The following is an 18,691-nucleotide window of genomic DNA, read 5'->3' on the forward strand; positions in this document are numbered from 1 at the left end:
TTTCCGCCTTATTCTTTGCCGAATTCAATAAGGTAGAGGCTCTCCTTACATGACCCCAGAATCCGCGGAAGTTCCCGAAACACTGGTGCTCGGCAGTGAAGTCGAGGGCAACCTGCTGACGATCGTGCAATCAGGCACGCCCGCCGAGCAGTGTCTGGCAATAAAAGCCCTCGGCGCCTGGGCGCCGCCCTCCGCACGCACCGTTCTTCTGGAAGCGACCCGCAACGCGGATCCCGATGTGCGGGTCGATGCCCTGCAGACCCTTGTGAAGCTTGAGGAAACAAACCTTGGCAAGGACTTCATGTGGAGCCTGGAAAATGATCCCGTAGGCGAAGCCAAAATTGCGGCCCTGCGCGGTTTGCGTCGCGAAGATCGGGATCTGGCAAGTTCCCTTCTGCAGCGTCTCATCCTGGATCGATGTGAGGAAGACGTCGCATGGGAAGACGAGGTCGCCGATTGGGACGATTGGCTGGATATTCAAAAAGAAGTCATACACACCGTCGGCCGTCTGGGTATCCAGGATGCGGTGGATGTTCTTCTCACCGCAGCGAATGACGAATTCGGACAGGATCTTTGGCGCGAGACCCTTGAGGCATTGGCCGGACTTGGCCGTCCGGGTCTGCTTGCTCTGATCGATGCTGGTCAAAGTGCTTCTGAACGCCACCGCGAGCGCGCGGCCCGTGCCCTCGGCGCGTCTCGCGATTCGATGGCGATCAAGGCGCTGGACGCGCTCAGCCAGGACAAGGTGGCAAGCGTGCGCCTGGCTGCGCTCGAAACGATGCTGGAGCGCAAGGCACCGTTGTTCGATGCCCGCTTGATCGAGGATCAGTCAGGGAGCATCCGTGCGTTCGCAGCCGCAAGATCTCCGACAATCGCAACAGGCAACCTCATTCAGCTGGCCATTTCCGATGAGGACAAAAAGGTGAGGCTCGCCGCTGCGAGGCGGTTGAGCGAACGGCGTCCGTCTGCTGCCCAGACCGGCAGACTTGTCAATCACGCGAAGCTCAAGCTGAGGCATGAATCGGAGGACTTCGTTGCAGCACTTGTCGAGATCCTGGCAGAAAGCGGAAGCGACGAAGCCTTCGATCTGCTCATGGAAATCAAGACCCGTAATCCCAAACCGGATATCCAACGAGCTGTTCTCACCGCGTTTTCGAGATTTGAAAATCCCGAGGTTCTGGAACATTTGGCCGACGGCATTACCTCCGGTAGCCAGATGGTTCGTCTTTCGGCACTGGTGTCCCTTGCCGCATTGTCGCGCGGGAGTGGTGAAATTGCCGACAATGCTGCAGCCGTCCTGTTGCTGGCAGCTCGCGGGGGTTTGGTGTCTGAAGAAGAGGAAACAAAAGAAAAGGAAAAAAACGGCGGCCAGGAGGAGGCAAAGCAATTCGGGGCACGTGCGAGAGACGATGACGGCGGCAACAAAAACAGGATAGTTCTGGATCGTGAAGGCAACATCGTTCCGCAGGAGACTTCCAGGGAGCCTGCGAAACTGAGCGACTATCGCAATCCTGAAGAGGCGACGCCCACCGGGGACACGGACTTTGATCTGCTGCCGGAAAATGAAGCCGAAGCGTCAGTCGACGCCCTTGCAGAAGACGGTGCCGACGTGGTGGCGTTCCCTCAGAGCACACTTTCAGCAATCCTGCAGGGAGATGTTGAACAGGCGGAATTTCAGGAAGAGAAGATCGACCTCTCGGAGGAGGATCTGAAATTCCTCGAGCTGGCGCAATCGACACTGCAAAAAAAGAGGGTTCGCCCTGATGTTGCCCCGAACACGGCCCTGGACATTCGGCGGATCGCCGTCAGGCTGATCGGCGAGCAGGTCCACTCCGCGTTTACCCCTGTACTTCTGGAGGCATTGAACGCGTGGGATGATGAATTGCGGGCAGCTGCACTTCGGGCACTCTTGCACCGGTGTACCAAAGGCGTTGCCCTTGAAGCATCGGACTGGAGCCGGCTGGCAAACCAGCCGCCCGATAACCATCTGCCTGCGCGGGCAGCCTATCTGGAGCTTCTGGCATTCGCACCGAAGGAACTGGCGATGCCGCATCTTGAAGCCGCGCTTGCCGATGAAGCGAACATGGCGCAAGCATCTGCGCTCGCGACCTTCGAGATCATGAAGATCGTGCCGCCACAAGTTCCGGGCATGCTGCATTCCGGTGATCGCGGCACGCGGCGGGCCGCGCTGAAGCTTGTCTGCGGCCTGGGTGAGACGGACAGAACGGATGCTCTGGTCCAGGCGACATTTGAGGAGAGCGGGGCGCTCTGGGCCGAACTGGCTGCGGCATTGAAAAAACGCGGAGCGTGCCCGCTAACCGCAAATATAATCGCCAGACTGGACGAGGCTTGCCTAAAGGGGGGCGTGAATCGTCAAATTGCCTTGCAGGTCCTGTCGAGCATGGGGGACGCCAAAGACGCGGCGTGATCCTGAACATCTGGCCCTCAAGACCCTTGCTGATCGGCTGGGGTCTTGTGGATCAGCTTGTTTCAAGCTGCTCCGTGCTGATCCGACGCATGTCGCAGCGGGTCCTTCAGCAGCGCTTCCGCCTCGATTTCCACCTTGTGGTCGCCAATGAGACCCGCGACGACAACAAGCGTGTTTGCGGGTTTGATGTCGGCAAAAACGCGCCCATGGGCTCTTGAAATTTCCAGCACGTCATTTTCGTCGACGATGTAGATCCGTGTGCGCACGACATCGTTCGCGCTTGCTCCCAGGGCAGTGAGCGCGGCAAGAATTTTGTCCAGAATGTAGGTTGTCTGCGCCGCGGCATCTCCCGGGGCAACGGCGCGCGCAAGTCCTGCGACCGCGGTTGTCCCCGAAACAAGGATCCGGTTGCCGATCCTGTGCGCACGGCAATATCCGGCGATCTCTTCCCAGTCGGATCCCGTCAACACCTGTTTGGCGTCGGGCCGGTGAGTGGCGTCAGCTGCCGAGTGAGCCAGCGGCATTTCAGCCAGATGATGGCTCAGGTCGCCCGATGCGGTCAGGAATGGCGGCCGTCGATATTCGTCTCCACAGTCGCCGGGAACTGCATCGGTTTCGCAAAAGGCCTGGGCAAGTCTGTCCTGGTCGTCCTTGTCGAGCGTGAAGGAAAACAGGTTCGCATTGTCGGAAATGTGGTCGCTCTCACCGATGCGTGCGCCGACGATGACACCGGCAACGGCCTGCTGTTCAAGGGTCCAGCGTGTCGCGATATTGGCGATCGAAACGCGATGCTTTTGTGCAACCTCGTTGGCCGCGGTCAGAATGGACTGGAATCCGCTCCAGCCGCCGGCAGCGTCGATAAAACGCTTGTATTTCATCTTCGACCAGTCCGGGATGTCGTCCGGTTCCGGCTTGCCGAGCCATCGGTCGGACAGGAAGCCGCCGCAGAGCGTTCCATAGGCCAGCAGTCTGACACCAGAAGCAGCACAGACCTCACTCAGCGGTCCCAGGGCGCGGCGGTCGATCATCGAGAACGACACCTGGTTTGTCACCAGAGGGATACCGTCGGACAGAGCAAGTCTAAGATGCGCAGCATCGAAATTGGTCACACCCAACGCCTTGATCAGGCCCTCCTCCTTGAGGAGCGCCAGTTCGTGCAGTGCATCCAGCCATGCAGGGTGCTCAAAGCTCCACCAGTGGAACTGCAGCAGGTCGATACGGTCGGTGCCCAGGCGGTCAAGTCTTTCCTGAACACCTGCGCGGACGACTTCAGCCGTCATGGGTCCCGGTTCCGGACACCACTTTGTACAGGCCTGCGGAGAGACCCCGTCACGATATCGTGCAAGTAACTGTCCGGATATGATTTCGGCGCTGCCGTAATGATCGGCCATGTCGAATGTCGAAAACCCTGCGTCAACATAGGCCTGAAGAGAATCCGCAGCGCTTTCAGGATTCAGAAGGTTACCGGTTTTTTCAATGTCGGCAACTTGCCAGAGGCCTGTAACGATGCGGCTGATTTCCAGCCCGTCGGTGAGTGGGTAGCGCGGTGGCGCAGCTGTCATGAAGTGTCCTTCAGCTTTCAGGCAGCAAAAGCTTGAAGCTTCGCTCGATGTCGAGGGCGAGGGATCGCTGCGCCGATTTGCGGTCGTTGTCGCGCAAGGCGGCAATAATCTCCTCATGATGAATGTGTTCGGGAATTTCGCCGGCCGCCTGTTCGCGAACCACCAGGTTCAGGAAAGCTCCGTATTGCAGCCAAAGGGCTTCCACCAGGGGAAGAATGACCCTTGATCGGGACTGCCTGTAGAGGGTGAAGTGAAAGTCGTAATTCTGCTTGAGATCCGGTGTTCCTGTTTCGGAACGGGGAGCTGAAATGATCTTCTCCAGACCGGTGATGACGTCCTTGTCGATCCGATCCATCGCCTCTTCGAGAAGCAGGGCCTCAAGGGCCAGGCGTGCCGATTTCAACTCGCGCATCCGGTCCGCGTCAAACGGCGGCACTTCCAGCGTGCGGCTTGGCGTATCGACCAGCGCACCTTCTGCAACAAGTCGGCGCACGGCTTCACGCACAGGTGTCATCGATGTACCGAGCTGATCCGCCAGGGTCCGGAGGCTGACGGTTTCGCCCGGCGCAAAAGCACCGCGCGTAAAGGCTTCGTGAAGTGCATCATATGCGCTTTCGCGAAGCTTCGACTGATCGATACGGGCGATTTTCGGCTGGCTCATCCCTGTTCCTTCGGTCCTTGGCGGGTTTCTTGCCTTGACAACCTTATTTTGTGACATGGTATAAAATATCACAGATCACACGCAAGGTATTTGGTCAAAAAAGTGGTGAGTGCGGTGGTAGACGAACACGATGACCGGCACGATGACCGGGAAGACGAAGTCAGGTCCGATGGTGAGAATGGCTTCTGGCTTTATGACCTGAAGGTTGAGACGGTGCTAGACGGGCGGACGCCGGTCTGCCGACATATTGAAGGCGAGAGCTTCGCTGTCGAGGGCGAGGCTCTGGTTTTCGCGGAAGGTCAGCGGGTCTCCATGTACGCCATGGCTGCGGTTCTTCCCTTTCTGCCGGCCAAGCAGAGGGAGACGAGCGCAAGCGACTGGATGACGACGGACGCGGAGATCGCGTGCCCGGATCCCCATTGCGGTGGACGGTTTCGAATTTCCCGGGCTGGAAAGCGTTGGTTTACGCATGCCGAGACAACCGGCCTGCCCGACGCGCGCAGTAAGCCCTATTGGCGGAAGGACAAGGCGGAATGACCGTTGAAACTGCCGATCTCTGCCCGGGTTATGCGATTTCGCGGGTCATAAAGGGTGGCTGGCAACTCGCCGGCGACCATGGTCCCGTGGAAGCTGCCTCGGCAATCGCGGATATGGAAGCCTTTGTCGACGCGGGCATAACCGCGTTTGATTGTGCCGACATCTATACGGGCGTGGAAGAAATGATCGGCACTTTTATCGCCGACCTGCGCCGACGACGCGGATCAGACATTTCCGACCGGGTCCAGGTTCATACCAAACTGGTTCCCGACCTTGAGCGGCTCGACACACTGACCGCGGACGAAGTGGAGGCGATTGTCGACCGGTCGCTGAAAAGGCTTCAGATTGAACGCCTGCATCTTGTCCAGTTCTACTGGTGGGACAGCAGGGTCGGATCGCCGGTGCGGGCGATGGAGGTCTTGCGGCGCTGTCAGGAGAAGGGAAAGATTGCTCATCTGGGCGTGACCAACTGGGATGTCTCGGAAACCGCTCCATTTCTGGCTGAGGGTATCGAACTGGTATCGACCCAGGTCCAGTATTCATTGCTGGACAGGCGCCCTGCAAGGACGCTGGTTCCCTGGTGCGCGGACCATGATATCAGGCTTTTGTGCTACGGAACGCTGGCCGGCGGTTTCCTGACGGAAAACTGGCTTGGCAAACCTGATCCCGGTTTTGAATTTGAAAACAGATCCCTCGTCAAATACCGTCTGATCATTGATGAGTTCGGACCCTGGTCGACGTTTCAGGCCTTGCTCCGCCTTCTTGAGCAGATAGGCAATCGGCATGGTGTCACGCTGAGCTCCGTCGCGACCCGCTGGGTCCTGCAGCAGCCACAGGTCGCAGCGGCGATTGTCGGGGCAAGATATGCCAGGCATCTGCCGAAGACGCTGGAAGTGTTCCGCTTCAATCTGGATGAGGGCGATCTTGCCGAGATAGCGAGGTTCCTGGAAACTGCTCCGGGTCCGCAGGGACCGGTTTTCGCTCTGGAACGCGACCGCAACGGCCGGCATGGCCGGATCATGAAGTATAATCTCAATACCCGTCCGGACGACGCGGTTCTGGGAGCCGCCAATGGATAACGCTATCCTATCGCTGAACGGCGTCAGCCGGTCTTTTGGTGACTTCAAGGCGGTCGACGACGTCTCGTTGAAGATCCGGGAGGGTTCGATCACTGGTCTGATCGGACCCAACGGTGCAGGTAAATCGACCCTTTTCAATGTGATAGCGGGCGAACTTTCACCGACCGGTGGATCCGTTGATTTTCTCGGCACGAACGTATCCAGACTGGCCCCGGACGAGCGCTTTGCCCTCGGCCTCGGACGTACATTCCAGATCCCGCGGCCTTTCGGGCGCATGAGCGTTCTGGAAAATGTCATGCTCGCGCCCATGGACCAGACGGGTGAAACGCTCCTCGGAGCCGTATTGGGCAAAAGCCGTATTCGCGATCAGGAAGAGGCAATCCGCAAAAAAGCTTTTGAAGTGCTGGATTTCCTGACACTTCGCCACGTCGCAGACCAGCCGGCGGCGAAGATATCGGGCGGGCAGATGAAGCTTCTGGAGCTGGCGCGCGTTCTCATGGGCGATCCCAGGCTGATCCTGCTGGACGAGCCCGCTGCGGGCGTAAATCCCGCCCTGACCGAGATATTGATCGAAAAGATCGAGGAGCTGAACCGAAACGGCAAGACTTTCCTCATCATCGAACACGACATGGACTTTGTGATGCGTCACTGCGATCCGATAATTGCCATGGCAGAGGGGCGGGTGGTGTTTGAGGGCACATCGGTGGAAGCGCAGTCCAATCCGATCCTCCTGGACGCCTATCTGGGAGCGCCGCTGGATGCCTGATGCTCTTCTGCAGATAGATACGTTGACAGCCGGGTATGTGAAGGATCTTCCAATCCTGCGTGGGGTGTCGTTGACGGCGCGGTATGGAGAATTGACGGTCATCATCGGGCCGAATGGCGCCGGAAAATCGACGCTGATCAAGGCGGTCGCCGGACTGCTGCAGGTAACTGAGGGAAAGGTTACGCTCGACGGCGGCAATATCACGGGGATCTCACCGGACCGGATGACACGCGCCGGCATCGCTTATGTGCCGCAGACCGATAATGTCTTCCGCACACTCACCATCCAGCAAAATCTCGACCTCGTATTGAAGCTGCACAGCAATCCCTCGGGGCGTCTGGCGGCTCTGTTCAGACAGTTTCCCGTCCTGAAGGAAAAGAGGCGCAGCAAGGCGGGATCTCTTTCGGGAGGACAGCGTCAGTTTCTGGCAGTTGCCCTGGCACTTGCCGTCGAGCCGCGCTTGATCCTGATGGATGAACCTTCCGCGGGTCTTTCCCCGAAGGCAGCCGAAGAAGTGCTCGATCACGTCAAGGAACTGACGCGACAGGGTGTCTCGGTGCTTCTGGTGGAGCAGAACGTGAAACAGGCGCTGAAGCGCGCCGACCATTGCTACGTGCTGGCGGAAGGCCGAAACCAGATTGACGGTCCGGCGGAAGAACTTCTCGAGAACCCGGCGCTTGGAAGGATTTATCTTGGCGGCGAACGGAAGGGGGCGGCATGATCCAGCATCTCGTCGACGGTATTCTGGTCGGATCCTTCCTGTCGCTCGGCGCCATCGGCCTGACCATGGTGATGCACATTCTGCGATTTGCCAATTTCTCGCATGCCGAGCTTCTGTCCATTGGGGCCTATTGTGCCCTGGTTTTCGACAAGCTGTTTGAAAGCGTGCTTCCGGTCTTGTCGGCCAAATTCGGACCGCTTTCCATTACCGGGGCTCTTGCGGTCTCCATTCTGATTTCGATGGCTGTGACCGGTTTCACGGCCGTTCTGATCGATCGCCTGATTTTCCGCAGGGTCCGGCAGAAGGGCGGCGAGTTGTCGATGGTATTCGCCTCGTTCGGAATGGCATTGGTCATCCGCAACATCATAGGTCTTGTTTTCGGCCTTTCGAGCGAACTCTATTCTCGCGACATTGCTTTCGCGATGGTGCTCTCACGCGATCCGCTTCTGCTCGTCAAGCCGGACCAGGTATTTGTATTGTTTGCTGCGCTGATCATCATGTTCGGCCTGTATCTTGTCCTTTCACGCACCACGTTTGGCTTTTCATTGCGCGCGATTGCGGAAAATCCGAGCCTGGCGCAGGTTCATGGCGTGAATCTCAGGCGCATGGTTGCCGCTGTCTGGATCATCGGCGGCGCGCTGGGCGCCATTGCAGGTGTGTTTTATGGCCTCAGCTATCAGATAACGCCGGTGATGGGACGTGATCTGGTGTTGCCGATATTCGCCGCCACCATCGTCGGTGGAATCGGGAGCGTTTATGGTGCGGTTCTTGGAGGCTTCATTGTCGGCGTGGCTTCAAATCTCGCGCTGGTCGTGCTTCCGTCCGGTTACAGTCCTTCTGTTCCCTTCCTGATGATCCTGGCCGTTCTGTTGGTTCGGCCGAACGGTCTCTTCGGGGAGGCACGGGCATGATCGGTGTCATTTCCTATCTGGTTTTCTTTACCACCGTTGCATCCATTCTCGGTATCGCGGTGCTCGGCCTGAACCTGCAATGGGGCAATACCGGCCTCTTCAACGGCGGTGTCGTTGCCTCCTTTGGAGCCGGCGCTTACGGGACATTGATGCTTGGCGGGCCAGCGCAGGACGGTCACCTCGGTGGTTTCGGGCTGTTTTATCCCCTCGCATTGCTCGGCGGAATGGTTGCGGCAGGCGTGCTTGCCTGGATCGTCGGCAAGCTGACGCTGCGCCTGCGGCACGACTACCTGGCAATTGCCACGTTCGGTGTCGCGGTCGCTTTCGAAAACGTCATGCGCAATGCCACGTCCATAACGGGAGGCGCACAGGGCATCCGGGGTTTCGAACGTCCCCTGAGAGATGTTCTCGGCGACGGGTTTACCTATAATGCCGTGTTTCTCGCCAGTGTCCTTGTGGTTCTGCTTCTGGTCTATGTGTTCCTGGAGAGACTGACCGTCTCACCGTTCGGCCGTCTCCTTCGTGCAATCCGCGAGGATGAGACTGCGGCCCGGTCCCTGGGAAAGTCCCCTGACCGCATCCGTCTGATTTCATTCGTGACCGGATCCGTCATCATCGGTCTGGCCGGTGGCCTCTATGGTACGTTTTATGCGTTTGTCAGCCCACAGGACGTTCTTCCGATCCTCACGTTTCAGATCTGGGCCATGCTGATTGTCGGAGGGGCCGGAAATACAAGGGGTGCCCTGGCCGGTGCCTTTCTCATCTGGGGTGCCTGGACATTTTCTGGATGGGCGCTCTCCCGCTTCGCACCCGTCGAAGCTCAGCTCTACACCGGTTCGATACAGTTCGTCCTGATCGGAATGGTGATTGTCGGCATGCTGCTCTGGAGGCCACAGGGCCTGTTTCCCGAGCGGCTGATCGTTTCTCAACCCGGTCGGAACCGGGAGAAAACACAAGTAGAGGGGTTCACATGAAAACGTTACTTACCGTTGCGGCCTTTGCGGCCGGAGTATCAGCTCTGAGCACTGGCGCTCAGGCGCAGGACTGCACGACCAAGATCGGTGCCACGCTGCCGACATCGGTCGACTGGGGCCGCCCCATTGCCGAAGTCGCGCAATTTGCCGTGGACCAGGTCAATGAAGCAGGCGGAGCAGGCGGTTGCCAGATCGAGATGGTGCTTCGCGACACGCAAGTTGACCCGAAGGTCGGTGTGGATGCTGCCAAGGCACTTGTTGATCTGGAAGGTGTCAATGTGCTTCTCGGAGCGGTTTCCTCCGGTGTATCGATGCCGATATTGTCGTCCGTTACTGTTCCAGGCGGCGTCATGCAGATGTCCTGTTGCTCCTCTTCCACCGCCTTCACCAAACTGTCGGAAGAAGGCAAGACCGACGGGTTGTGGTTCCGCACTTTTGCAACAACGGCTGTTCAGTCTGCCATGGGAGCGAAAGTTGCTGCAGACAAGGGTTATGGGAGCGTCGCCATTCTTTACAAGAACGACGACTGGGGACAGGACATGGCCCGGTTGATCGCGGCCGATTTTGCCGCGGCAGGAATTAAGGTTACGTCCTCTGTCGCTGTCAACGACGGTCAACCTTCCTACCGGGCCGAAGTGACCAAGGCCCTCGGTGGCGAACCCGAAGCACTGTATCTCGCCCTTTACCCCAATGAGGGGACTTCGGCCGTGCGTGAGTGGTTGTCTCTCGGCGGAACGCAGAACATGATCCTGGCGAACTCTCTGAAATCCGATGAGTTTCGCGACAATGTCGGTCTGCAGTATCTGGGAAATGCGCTCGGCACGGATACCGCATCACCGCGCGTTGCCAGTGCCGACGCGTTCAAGGCTGCCTATGTGGAGAAGTTCGGATCCGAGCCTAACGGACCAGGCCTTGCCAACAGTTTCGACGCGGCGATGATTGCACTCCTGGCCATGGAAGCGGCGGGCAAAGACGCTTCGGGCAAGGACATTGCAGCGGCAGTTGCCAAGGTGACCGATCCGGACGGAACCCCGGTCACGGCAGATGTCGCCGGGTTCAAGAAGGCTTCTGAAACGCTCGCAGGTGGCGGTACGGTCAAGTATCAGGGAGCAACCGGTGACGTACGCTTCGACGCGAATGGTGATGTCTCAGCACCTGCAGTTGTCTGGAAGTTTACCGACAGCGGTGTGGATGAGGTGGAATACCTGTCCCTCGGTGAAGTGGATGCCTTCATTGCTTCATTGAAGAAGTAAACATCTGGCGCAGCTGATGCCCGGCATCTCGGATGTCGGGCATCGGTGAACTGAAAAATCATTTGGTCAGACGTATCAAACGGATTGGCAAGGATCCCGGCAGTGCCGGTATCGGCGACCGGTTCGCTCGATCGGGATTTGATGCCTGTCGAAACAGACCATTACCGTTCCGAACAGCATCAAGACAAAGCCTTCGGTGGCACTCCGGCCTTGCAAATTTCTTTGCACTGCTTGAACGGCCTGTCGGGCTGTCCTAAACATTGCACCTCTCCGTATTCGGGAAACGAGATCAGGAATGTGACTGGTACTTTCGATTGGAATGAGTATATCGCGGCAAGCAGACCTATCGTGCTGCCTGTGGGTTAGATCGGGATCAGGCTCCAGGCCGGCAGGAAACGCCTTCTTGTTCGCCACAAGCATTGTCGGCCACATTCATTCCCGTCACGGGACTGCAGACAGATTTCTGATATCTTCCAACCCATTCGAAACGGCATCAGCGTTGTCTCCGGAACGCAAGATCGGATTTTCGCCTGCTTTGCTCACGAGGCAATATTCAAGAGGTACTTTGCATTGTTCTGTGCGCAGCAAATTTTCCGGTTGGGCCTTTCCTGCAAGTCGCCGGAGGAACTGAATTGAATTGGTCTGACGAACGGGAAATATGGGATTGTCAGTTCAGGTTCTCTGACGTGCTTCCGGATATTGCGACCTGGTTTGACTGGCGGAACAAGGCCAGCCGGAAGGTCGGTCAGGCGGTGTCTTTCGAACGTGTTGCCTATGGCGGGCACGCCCGGCAATGGTTCGAGACAACCAGGTTTAAGGGTTCTCAGCCGCAGATCGTGCCGGTGTTCATACACGGCGGGTACTGGCGTGCATTGAGCGCGGAGGAACATCGTTGCGTCTTGCCGGGCCTGTCTTCGCTTGGAACCGCATGCGTGAACGTGGAGTACCGGCTGATGCCGGAGTTCAGACTTGACGAACTGGTGTCGGATTCGATTGCCGCGATACGTACCATTGCAAATTTGTATCCGGACGAGACAAGGCTTCTGCTTGTTGGGCACTCGGCTGGAGCGCACCTCGCGATCAGCGCAGCCATGAAGAGCGATATTGCAAATCGCTTGTCAGGAGTGATTGCGGTCAGTGGCGTCTACGATCTGGTCCCGGTGGCCAAGTCTTTTTTGCAGGACGAGATCAGCCTCTCTGAGGCGGAAATTGTTGACCGAAGCCTTGTCGGCGCCAGTTTGGACGTTCCGCTCTTGTGTGTTGTCGGCGGCAATGAAACGGATGAATTCAAAAGACAGTCCCGCGTCATGGCTGAAAACGCCGGATCGGGGCATCTGATAGTGCGGGGAGCCCATCATTTGAGTATCCTCGCTGACTTGAGTGCGGAAAACAGCCCTTTGATCGAAGCACTGGGGCATTGGGCGGGCGGCGCTGGCAATCCAGAAGAAGTGGACACGATAGCATCATGACATCCCTGTTGAATCTCCCGAGCGAAGGCGCCTTCGTGTTTCGGGTCTGGCGTCCGGACCTTTCAGGGCCGTCCGTTTGTACGTTGCGTGGAGACACTGTCGTCGATGTCACCTGTGCAGCCGTTCCAACTGTGAGGGATCTGCTCGAGCTCGATGATCCGTCGGCGTGGTTGGCCGGGGCCGAAGGTGTAACCGTGGGAACGCTTGCGCAGATCGAGGCCAACTCAACGGAACATCCGCATCAGGACCGGCCCAGGTTCCTGGCGCCGCCGGACCTGCAGGCCATCAAGGCATGTGGTGTTACCTTTGCGTTTTCGATGCTGGAACGTGTGATTGAGGAAAAAGCGCATGGAGATCCCGGGAAAGCCGAACAGATCCGGCTGCGCTGCAAGTCGATTTTGGGCGACAGCCTTCGTTCTGTTGTTCCCGGATCAGAAAAAGCGGCGGAGCTGAAGGATGCCCTGATCGAAGAGGACATGTGGTCCCAATATCTCGAAGTGGGAATTGGCCCGGACGCAGAAGTCTTCACCAAGTCCCAGCCCATGTCGGCCGTCGGCTGGGGCGCTTCCGTCGGATTACATCCGATTTCGAACTGGAACAATCCGGAGCCGGAAGTGGTACTTGCGGTCGATGGTTCAGGTCGGATCAAAGGTGCCGCACTTGGCAACGACGTCAATCTGCGTGACGTCGAAGGCCGCTCGGCACTTCTGCTTGGCAAGGCAAAGGACAACAATGCATCGACCTCCATCGGCCCGGCTCTCAGGCTGTTTGACCAGACATTTTCGATGGATGATGTCCGGCGGCTGCAACTCGACCTGAAAGTGACTGGACCGGATGGATTTGAGCTCGTTGGTCATTCAACCATGACCGAAATCAGCCGCGACCCGGAAGACCTTGTGGCGCAGACACGCGGCCGCCACCATCAGTATCCGGACGGCTTCTTCCTGTTTCTTGGCACGCTGTTCGCGCCGACGGAAGATCGCAATGCCCCGGGCGAAGGCTTTACGCACAAGCTCGGCGATATCGTCGAAATATCGTGTGCAGAACTTGGAACACTCAGGAACACCGTACGACTGTCAACTGAATGCCCGGAATGGACATTCGGAACCAGCGCTTTCATGCGGAACCTGGCAAAACGCAATCTCATTTGAAGGACGATTTTGATGTTAACGGGTAAGAACCTTGTCAATGGTGAGTGGGTTTCGGGTGAAACCACGTTCCAGTCGCAACCTGCCGAAGGGCCTTCCATCGTCTTTTCGGAAGCGTCGGTCTCCGATGTGGATCGTGCCTGCGAAGCAGCTGAAAAAGCGTTCGAGGTGTTCGGCAGCACGAGCGATGAACAACGTGCGGCCCTGCTGCACAAGATCGCCGACGAAATAGAAGCGCGGGGCGCTGAACTCACTGAAGTCGGGAGCCGGGAAACCGCCCTGCCGGCAGCCCGCCTTGAGGGGGAGCGCGGACGCACGGCAGGGCAGTTGCGCCTGTTCGCGGAAACGATCCTGAAGGGGGATTATCTGGACAAGCGTCACGATGAGGCCCTGCCTGATCGGGCGCCGTTGCCACGTCCTGAACTCTTTCTGATTCAGCGGCCAATCGGCCCTGTCGCCGTCTTTGGTGCGTCCAACTTTCCGCTGGCCTTTTCGACAGCAGGTGGCGACACCGCCTCTGCACTTGCGGCCGGCTGTCCGGTTGTGGTCAAGGGACACCCTGCTCATCCGGGGACCGGTGAAATTGTCGCCCAGGCTATCGACGCTGCGGTCAAGGCATGCGGTATGCCGGCAGGGACGTTCGGCTTTCTTCAAGGGACGACCCATGAACTCGGGCAGCAGCTGGTCCAGCACCCTCTTGTCAAGGCGGTCGGTTTCACCGGGTCGCTGCGTGGCGGCAGGGCGCTTTTTGACTTGTGCGCGGCGCGCCCCGAGCCGATTCCGTTTTTCGGCGAGCTGGGCAGCGTCAATCCAGTGTTCCTTTTGCCGTCGGCGATGGAACAGCGTGCCGAGGCAATCGGTGAAGGCTGGGCCGGTTCGCTGACAATGGGCGTCGGCCAGTTCTGCACCAATCCCGGTATTGTGGTCGTTCGGGAGGGCGAAGAGGTTGACCGTTTTGCTGACGCTGCCGTGAAAGCATTGCAGGGTGTTGGTGCGCAGACCATGTTGACCGGAGGGATCGCTGCCGCCTGCCGTTCCGGCCAGGACCGCCTCGCCAAAACCGAAGGCGTTGAAACGCTGCTGAAGACCCAAAGCGAGTCGAAGGCTGCGACACCCTCCGTTTATCGGACGAATGCCGGAGTTTTCCTGGCAAATCATGCTCTTCAGGAAGAGGTCTTTGGGCCGGTGGGGCTGATCGTCACCGTCGCTGACGATGACGAGATGAGAACCGTTGCGGCCTGTTTTGACGGTCAGCTGACAGCAACCCTTCATCTGGAGGCAAATGACAACGCATTGGCGAAAACGCTTCTGCCAATTCTGGAAAGGCGTGCCGGGCGGGTCCTTGCGAACGGGTTCCCAACGGGGGTCGAGGTTGCCGAAACCATGGTGCACGGTGGACCTTACCCGGCGTCGACCAATTTTGGAGCAACGTCGGTCGGCACAATGGCCATCCGTCGCTGGCTGAGACCGGTCTGCTACCAGAACCTTCCGGCTGAACTGCTTCACTGAGGTTTTTGCAGCAAGGCATCCCGGCATCAACCGGTGCTGGAATGCCTTGAAAATATCCCGGTCGTCGACGGTCCCGGCTCGGGTCAGCCGTCGCCGCTTTCTTCAAAAGGGCTCCAGGACTTTCAGGACCTTGACAATGATAGAGAACAATCCCGTCCTGATCGATGCGATCAGGGACCGCTTTGCCCATGTCGACAGCTGCCCGTTTCAGGGTCCGCGTATTTTTTTTGAAAATGCCGGTGGGGCGTTGACGCTGAAATCCGTTGTCGACACATCGTACTTTTATGCATCGCTTCCGGACAATCCCGGCAGGATCAATGCTGCCGGGCAGGCGGGGCAGAACGTCATCGACAAGGCCAAGGCGGATCTGGCGGTTTTCATGAACGCGTCCTCCGGGCAGTTCTTTGCCGGTGAGAGCGGTACGGAATTGCTGTTCCGCCTGATCAGAACAGCCTGTGTGAATGCACCTGGAAAATCCACGGTCATCGGTTCGTCAATCGAGCATCCGGCGACCCGCAGCGCCGCGCGGCGTTGGGCCGAGATCTCGGGACTCAACTACGAAAATGTTCCGCATGACAACGAGACGGGCCTGGTGACGGCAGAGGCTTACGCGGCGCTCCTGACGCCGGATGTAGCTGTTGCGACCATTCTGCATGCCTCTCCGGTGACCGGAATGGCAATGGATGTTGCCGCAATTTCGAAAACCATCCGCCGCGTTGCCCCGGATTGCCTCATCATCGTGGACGGCATCCAGCATGCCGCCCACGGACAGATCGACCTGGACAGCTACGACGTCGATGGCTACGCGATTTCCCCTTACAAGGTTTTCTCACGCCACGGCTACGGTATTGCCTGGGCTTCCGACAAGTTGAGCATTCTGCCACACGATATGCTCATCAACGCACCGGCGACCGGTTGGGAATTCGGAACCCGTGACGCAGGTGCCTATGCGACCGTTTCCGATGTGGTGAGTTACTTCGAATGGCTTGGTGGTGAAACATCGCCGGAAACCGGGCGCCGGGAGAAAATCGAGGCTGCTGGCCGCGCGATCCACGCCTACGAAGCGCATCTGGTCGATGCCATGATCAACGGCACGGGCAATTTGCCCGGACTGCGCGACATGGCCCATGTGAAGATCATCGCCGGTGCCGACAATCCCTCGCGCGAAGGATTGGTATCAATCGCAGTGGAGGGCATGTCGTCTCCTGATGTGGTCGAAGCGCTCAATCGGCAAGGTATCCGGACACACACACGCAAGGCTGACCACTATAGCGGCAATGTGCTTGCGCCCCTGGGCCTTGAAGACTGCGTCCGCGTTTCCCTGTGCCACTACAATACGCTGCAGGAAGTCGCTGAATTTCTTGGCGCAATCGGTGAAATTAAAGTGGAGATTGCAGCCTGATGATCCGCACCGATCGTCTGGTGGACATCCGGTTGCGGCACGCATCGCCAACCAGATAACCCGCACAAAAACGGAACTCGGGTCGCCTGAGCAAGACGTCAGGCGACATTGCGGGCGCAATTGGCTGCGTGCCCGCTTTGCGCATTCTTCTTTGGTCACGGCAATATTCAAGGCTCTTCGGAACCGATTCACCACGGCAAATCAGGCGCTTCAGGCGTGTCGAGTTGGTGAGTTGCAAAAACATCTGGACAATTGAAACATCTGATGTTTAGTATCATCGCATGTCTGAGTTGCTCTACTACGATTTGAAAGACGTCGCCGGTGTTGCACCTTCACTTGCAACACAGGTGTGCCGCGAACTGGGTCGCCGCATTGTCGGCGGGTTGGTCCGTGAGGGTGCCCTGATCGACGACGAAAACAAGCTTTGCGAGCGCTTCGGTGTGTCCAAATCCGTCGTCCGCGAGGCAGTCAAACTGCTGGTTGCCAAGGGACTGCTGGAAGTAAGGCGCGGTAGCGGAACCAGGGTTCGCCGGCGCGCCAGCTGGAGTCTTCTCGACGACGACGTCCTGGCCTGGCACCTCAGCGTTGAACCGAGATCGGGTTTTTTGAACCAGCTGCTTGAGGTCCGCCAGGTCTTCGAACCCAGCGCAGCGGCGTGGGCCGCAAAATCGGCGACCAGGGACCAGATCGACGAAATCCGCGCGGCACAGCGCAAGATGGAGAACGCGGAGGAGATTCAGGACTACGTGGTGGCGGATGCACTGTTTCACCGGGCCGTTCTTCGCGCGGCAAACAATGAAGTCCTGATGGCGATGGAAGGCGTAATCTTTTCAGCGCTGCTGAGTTCGATCCGGCTGACCAACGCGGATCCACGGGACAACAAACGCTCCATACCGCTCCATCAGAAAGTGCTTGCTGCCATCGAGGCACAGGACGCGGATGCAGCCGAAGCTGCCATGAAGGAACATCTCGAAGGAACACGCGAACGGTTGGCTCAATTCACGGCTGACGAAAGCGAAGGAAAGTAGTTTTTGAGCTGTCATTGCTTTGGCAGCAGGATTTCACGCCTGTTGGTGGACAGGCTAGTGGCCGGCGGTTCGAGCTTGCTTGGAACCATTCTCGTCCCGCCGAATCGATCGTTCAATCGAAGGATTTCCACCAGAAGATCCGGCGCAATTTGCGCCGAAACATCGACGAGGAGGATATGATGTTTCCCAGCAGTAAGAAAGGCTTATTGATAGCGGGCACCGCTTTGGCCACACTTTTGGGTGTGGGTGCAGCGGCCGCGGAAGACATGGTGGCACTGCTGCTGCCCGAGAACGTGAATCCACGCTGGGAACAGCAGGATGCAGCGGCATTTGTGTCAACCATGAAGGAAATCGCACCGGGTGTGAAGGTCGAGGTCTTCAATGCCAACAATGATACGTCTGTGCAGCAGAGACAGGCGGAACAGGCCCTGACGCAGGGGGCAAAAGTCCTTGTTGTCATACCGATCGACGGTGAAAGTTCGGCGGTAATTGCGGATATGGCCGCCGAAGAAGACGTCCCGACCATCGCCTATGACCGGATGATCAATTCGGCGAACACAACATTCTGGGTGCAGGCTGACCTGGAAGGCATGGGCTTCGATCAGGCGAGTCATGTCATCGAAAACACCAAGGACGGCGACACACTGGTGATGCTCAAGGGATCGCCGACCGACCCGAATGCAGCGGTTATTCATAACGGGCAGCTTCGCGCGCTTCAGCCGCTGTTCGATTCCGGAAAACGTGTCATGGGATACGAAAACTGGACACAGGGCTGGGATCCGGCAATTGCAAGGCGGTCGATGGACCAGGCGCTGACCCAACTCAACAACAATGTCCAGGGTGTCGTGTCATCAAATGACGGTAACGCCGGTGCGGCAATTGCTGCTCTTGAAGAGCAGGGCATGGCCGGGACGATGCCGGTGTCCGGTCTGGACTGCACCGTGCAGGCGCAGCAGCTGATGCTGCTTGGAAAGCAGACACAGTGTGGTTGGCGTCCGCTGGCCGATATGGCGAAGGCGGCGGCCCAGGTGACTGTCCGGCTTGTAAACGGTGAGGATTTTTCTGATCTGGCACCACAGAAAGTCAAGAACGGTGTGGGCGCAGAGGTCGCTTACGTGCCCGTCGGTTCATACTCGGCCCTCGGTGCCGATGGTGTTGCCTACGTCATCGAAAACGATCCGTCCATCACCAAGGAAATGGTTTGCCAGGGCGAAGCCGCGGCAACCGCTTTCTGCAAGTAATC

The 18,691-nt window shown here is 58.1% G+C and carries 16 protein-coding genes; 14 read left to right on the plus strand and 2 right to left on the minus strand.

What is annotated here, in order from left to right; translation table 11 throughout:
• Positions 1-49: 49 nt before the first annotated feature.
• Entirely contained in the window at positions 50-2,428 is a 2,379-nt protein-coding gene (locus tag ACO6TI_RS06625) for a HEAT repeat domain-containing protein (RefSeq protein ID WP_422384598.1), read from the plus strand.
• Between the two features lie 62 nt (positions 2,429-2,490).
• On the opposite strand, the gene ACO6TI_RS06630 is transcribed toward ACO6TI_RS06625, so the two are convergent.
• Positions 2,491-3,990, minus strand: coding sequence for an aldo/keto reductase (locus tag ACO6TI_RS06630; RefSeq protein WP_196880131.1), 1,500 nt, complete (start codon positions 3,988-3,990; stop codon positions 2,491-2,493).
• Positions 3,991-4,000: 10 nt separating this feature from the next.
• Entirely contained in the window at positions 4,001-4,651 is a 651-nt protein-coding gene (locus tag ACO6TI_RS06635; protein WP_055391913.1) for a GntR family transcriptional regulator, read from the minus strand.
• A gap of 114 nt (positions 4,652-4,765) precedes the next feature.
• Between ACO6TI_RS06635 and ACO6TI_RS06640 the strand changes: the two genes are divergently transcribed.
• From ACO6TI_RS06640 to ACO6TI_RS06700, 13 genes are all read left to right on the plus strand, one after another.
• Positions 4,766-5,188 carry a TIGR04076 family protein gene (locus ACO6TI_RS06640; RefSeq protein WP_108875384.1) on the plus strand — a complete coding sequence of 141 codons (423 nt, stop codon included), beginning with the start codon at positions 4,766-4,768 and terminating at the stop codon, positions 5,186-5,188.
• Positions 5,185-6,267, plus strand: coding sequence for an aldo/keto reductase (locus ACO6TI_RS06645; protein WP_196880129.1), 1,083 nt, complete (start codon positions 5,185-5,187; stop codon positions 6,265-6,267). The genes ACO6TI_RS06640 and ACO6TI_RS06645 overlap by 4 nt, the downstream gene beginning before the upstream one ends.
• Positions 6,260-7,033, plus strand: a complete 774-nt coding sequence (locus ACO6TI_RS06650) for an ABC transporter ATP-binding protein (RefSeq protein ID WP_196880128.1) — start codon at positions 6,260-6,262, stop codon at positions 7,031-7,033. The genes ACO6TI_RS06645 and ACO6TI_RS06650 overlap by 8 nt, the downstream gene beginning before the upstream one ends.
• On the plus strand, positions 7,026-7,754 hold the full coding sequence (locus ACO6TI_RS06655) for an ABC transporter ATP-binding protein (protein ID WP_055391891.1): 729 nt from the start codon (positions 7,026-7,028) through the stop codon (positions 7,752-7,754). The genes ACO6TI_RS06650 and ACO6TI_RS06655 overlap by 8 nt, the downstream gene beginning before the upstream one ends.
• Positions 7,751-8,665, plus strand: coding sequence for a branched-chain amino acid ABC transporter permease (locus ACO6TI_RS06660; protein WP_055391890.1), 915 nt, complete (start codon positions 7,751-7,753; stop codon positions 8,663-8,665). Before ACO6TI_RS06655 ends, ACO6TI_RS06660 begins: the two co-directional genes overlap by 4 nt.
• Positions 8,662-9,639: a branched-chain amino acid ABC transporter permease gene (locus ACO6TI_RS06665; RefSeq protein WP_422384599.1), complete on the plus strand. Its 978-nt coding sequence runs from the start codon at positions 8,662-8,664 to the stop codon at positions 9,637-9,639. Before ACO6TI_RS06660 ends, ACO6TI_RS06665 begins: the two co-directional genes overlap by 4 nt.
• Positions 9,636-10,892: an ABC transporter substrate-binding protein gene (locus ACO6TI_RS06670; protein ID WP_104704085.1), complete on the plus strand. Its 1,257-nt coding sequence runs from the start codon at positions 9,636-9,638 to the stop codon at positions 10,890-10,892. Before ACO6TI_RS06665 ends, ACO6TI_RS06670 begins: the two co-directional genes overlap by 4 nt.
• A gap of 632 nt (positions 10,893-11,524) precedes the next feature.
• A complete protein-coding gene (locus tag ACO6TI_RS06675) occupies positions 11,525-12,361 on the plus strand; it encodes an alpha/beta hydrolase (RefSeq protein ID WP_422384600.1) in 837 nt (278 codons plus the stop codon).
• Entirely contained in the window at positions 12,358-13,512 is a 1,155-nt protein-coding gene (locus ACO6TI_RS06680) for a fumarylacetoacetate hydrolase family protein (RefSeq protein WP_104704082.1), read from the plus strand. The genes ACO6TI_RS06675 and ACO6TI_RS06680 overlap by 4 nt, the downstream gene beginning before the upstream one ends.
• 12 nt (positions 13,513-13,524) lie before the next feature.
• Positions 13,525-15,018 carry an aldehyde dehydrogenase (NADP(+)) gene (locus tag ACO6TI_RS06685; protein WP_422384601.1) on the plus strand — a complete coding sequence of 498 codons (1,494 nt, stop codon included), beginning with the start codon at positions 13,525-13,527 and terminating at the stop codon, positions 15,016-15,018.
• 136 nt (positions 15,019-15,154) lie between these two features.
• Positions 15,155-16,420, plus strand: coding sequence for an aminotransferase class V-fold PLP-dependent enzyme (locus ACO6TI_RS06690; RefSeq protein ID WP_422384602.1), 1,266 nt, complete (start codon positions 15,155-15,157; stop codon positions 16,418-16,420).
• Between the two features lie 281 nt (positions 16,421-16,701).
• Positions 16,702-17,448: a FadR/GntR family transcriptional regulator gene (locus tag ACO6TI_RS06695; RefSeq protein WP_422384603.1), complete on the plus strand. Its 747-nt coding sequence runs from the start codon at positions 16,702-16,704 to the stop codon at positions 17,446-17,448.
• Positions 17,449-17,627: 179 nt separating this feature from the next.
• Positions 17,628-18,689: a sugar ABC transporter substrate-binding protein gene (locus ACO6TI_RS06700; RefSeq protein WP_055391911.1), complete on the plus strand. Its 1,062-nt coding sequence runs from the start codon at positions 17,628-17,630 to the stop codon at positions 18,687-18,689.
• The last annotated feature ends 2 nt before the right edge of the window (positions 18,690-18,691 follow it).

Source organism: Roseibium album, assembly GCF_965233825.1.
Lineage (GTDB): Bacteria > Pseudomonadota > Alphaproteobacteria > Rhizobiales > Stappiaceae > Roseibium > Roseibium album.

Excerpts from the sequence above, each read along its gene's own strand:
- ACO6TI_RS06645 (WP_196880129.1), top strand. The coding sequence starts at position 5,185 with ATGACCGTTGAAACTGCCGATCTCTGCCCGGGTTATGCGATTTCGCGG.
- ACO6TI_RS06695 (WP_422384603.1), top strand. The coding sequence starts at position 16,702 with ATGTCTGAGTTGCTCTACTACGATTTGAAAGACGTCGCCGGTGTTGCA.
- ACO6TI_RS06680 (WP_104704082.1), top strand. The coding sequence starts at position 12,358 with ATGACATCCCTGTTGAATCTCCCGAGCGAAGGCGCCTTCGTGTTTCGG.
- ACO6TI_RS06700 (WP_055391911.1), top strand. The coding sequence starts at position 17,628 with ATGTTTCCCAGCAGTAAGAAAGGCTTATTGATAGCGGGCACCGCTTTG.
- ACO6TI_RS06685 (WP_422384601.1), top strand. The coding sequence starts at position 13,525 with ATGTTAACGGGTAAGAACCTTGTCAATGGTGAGTGGGTTTCGGGTGAA.
- ACO6TI_RS06665 (WP_422384599.1), top strand. The coding sequence starts at position 8,662 with ATGATCGGTGTCATTTCCTATCTGGTTTTCTTTACCACCGTTGCATCC.
- ACO6TI_RS06635 (WP_055391913.1), bottom strand. The coding sequence starts at position 4,651 with ATGAGCCAGCCGAAAATCGCCCGTATCGATCAGTCGAAGCTTCGCGAA.
- ACO6TI_RS06670 (WP_104704085.1), top strand. The coding sequence starts at position 9,636 with ATGAAAACGTTACTTACCGTTGCGGCCTTTGCGGCCGGAGTATCAGCT.
- ACO6TI_RS06655 (WP_055391891.1), top strand. The coding sequence starts at position 7,026 with ATGCCTGATGCTCTTCTGCAGATAGATACGTTGACAGCCGGGTATGTG.
- ACO6TI_RS06625 (WP_422384598.1), top strand. The coding sequence starts at position 50 with ATGACCCCAGAATCCGCGGAAGTTCCCGAAACACTGGTGCTCGGCAGT.
- ACO6TI_RS06660 (WP_055391890.1), top strand. The coding sequence starts at position 7,751 with ATGATCCAGCATCTCGTCGACGGTATTCTGGTCGGATCCTTCCTGTCG.
- ACO6TI_RS06690 (WP_422384602.1), top strand. The coding sequence starts at position 15,155 with ATGATAGAGAACAATCCCGTCCTGATCGATGCGATCAGGGACCGCTTT.
- ACO6TI_RS06630 (WP_196880131.1), bottom strand. The coding sequence starts at position 3,990 with ATGACAGCTGCGCCACCGCGCTACCCACTCACCGACGGGCTGGAAATC.
- ACO6TI_RS06650 (WP_196880128.1), top strand. The coding sequence starts at position 6,260 with ATGGATAACGCTATCCTATCGCTGAACGGCGTCAGCCGGTCTTTTGGT.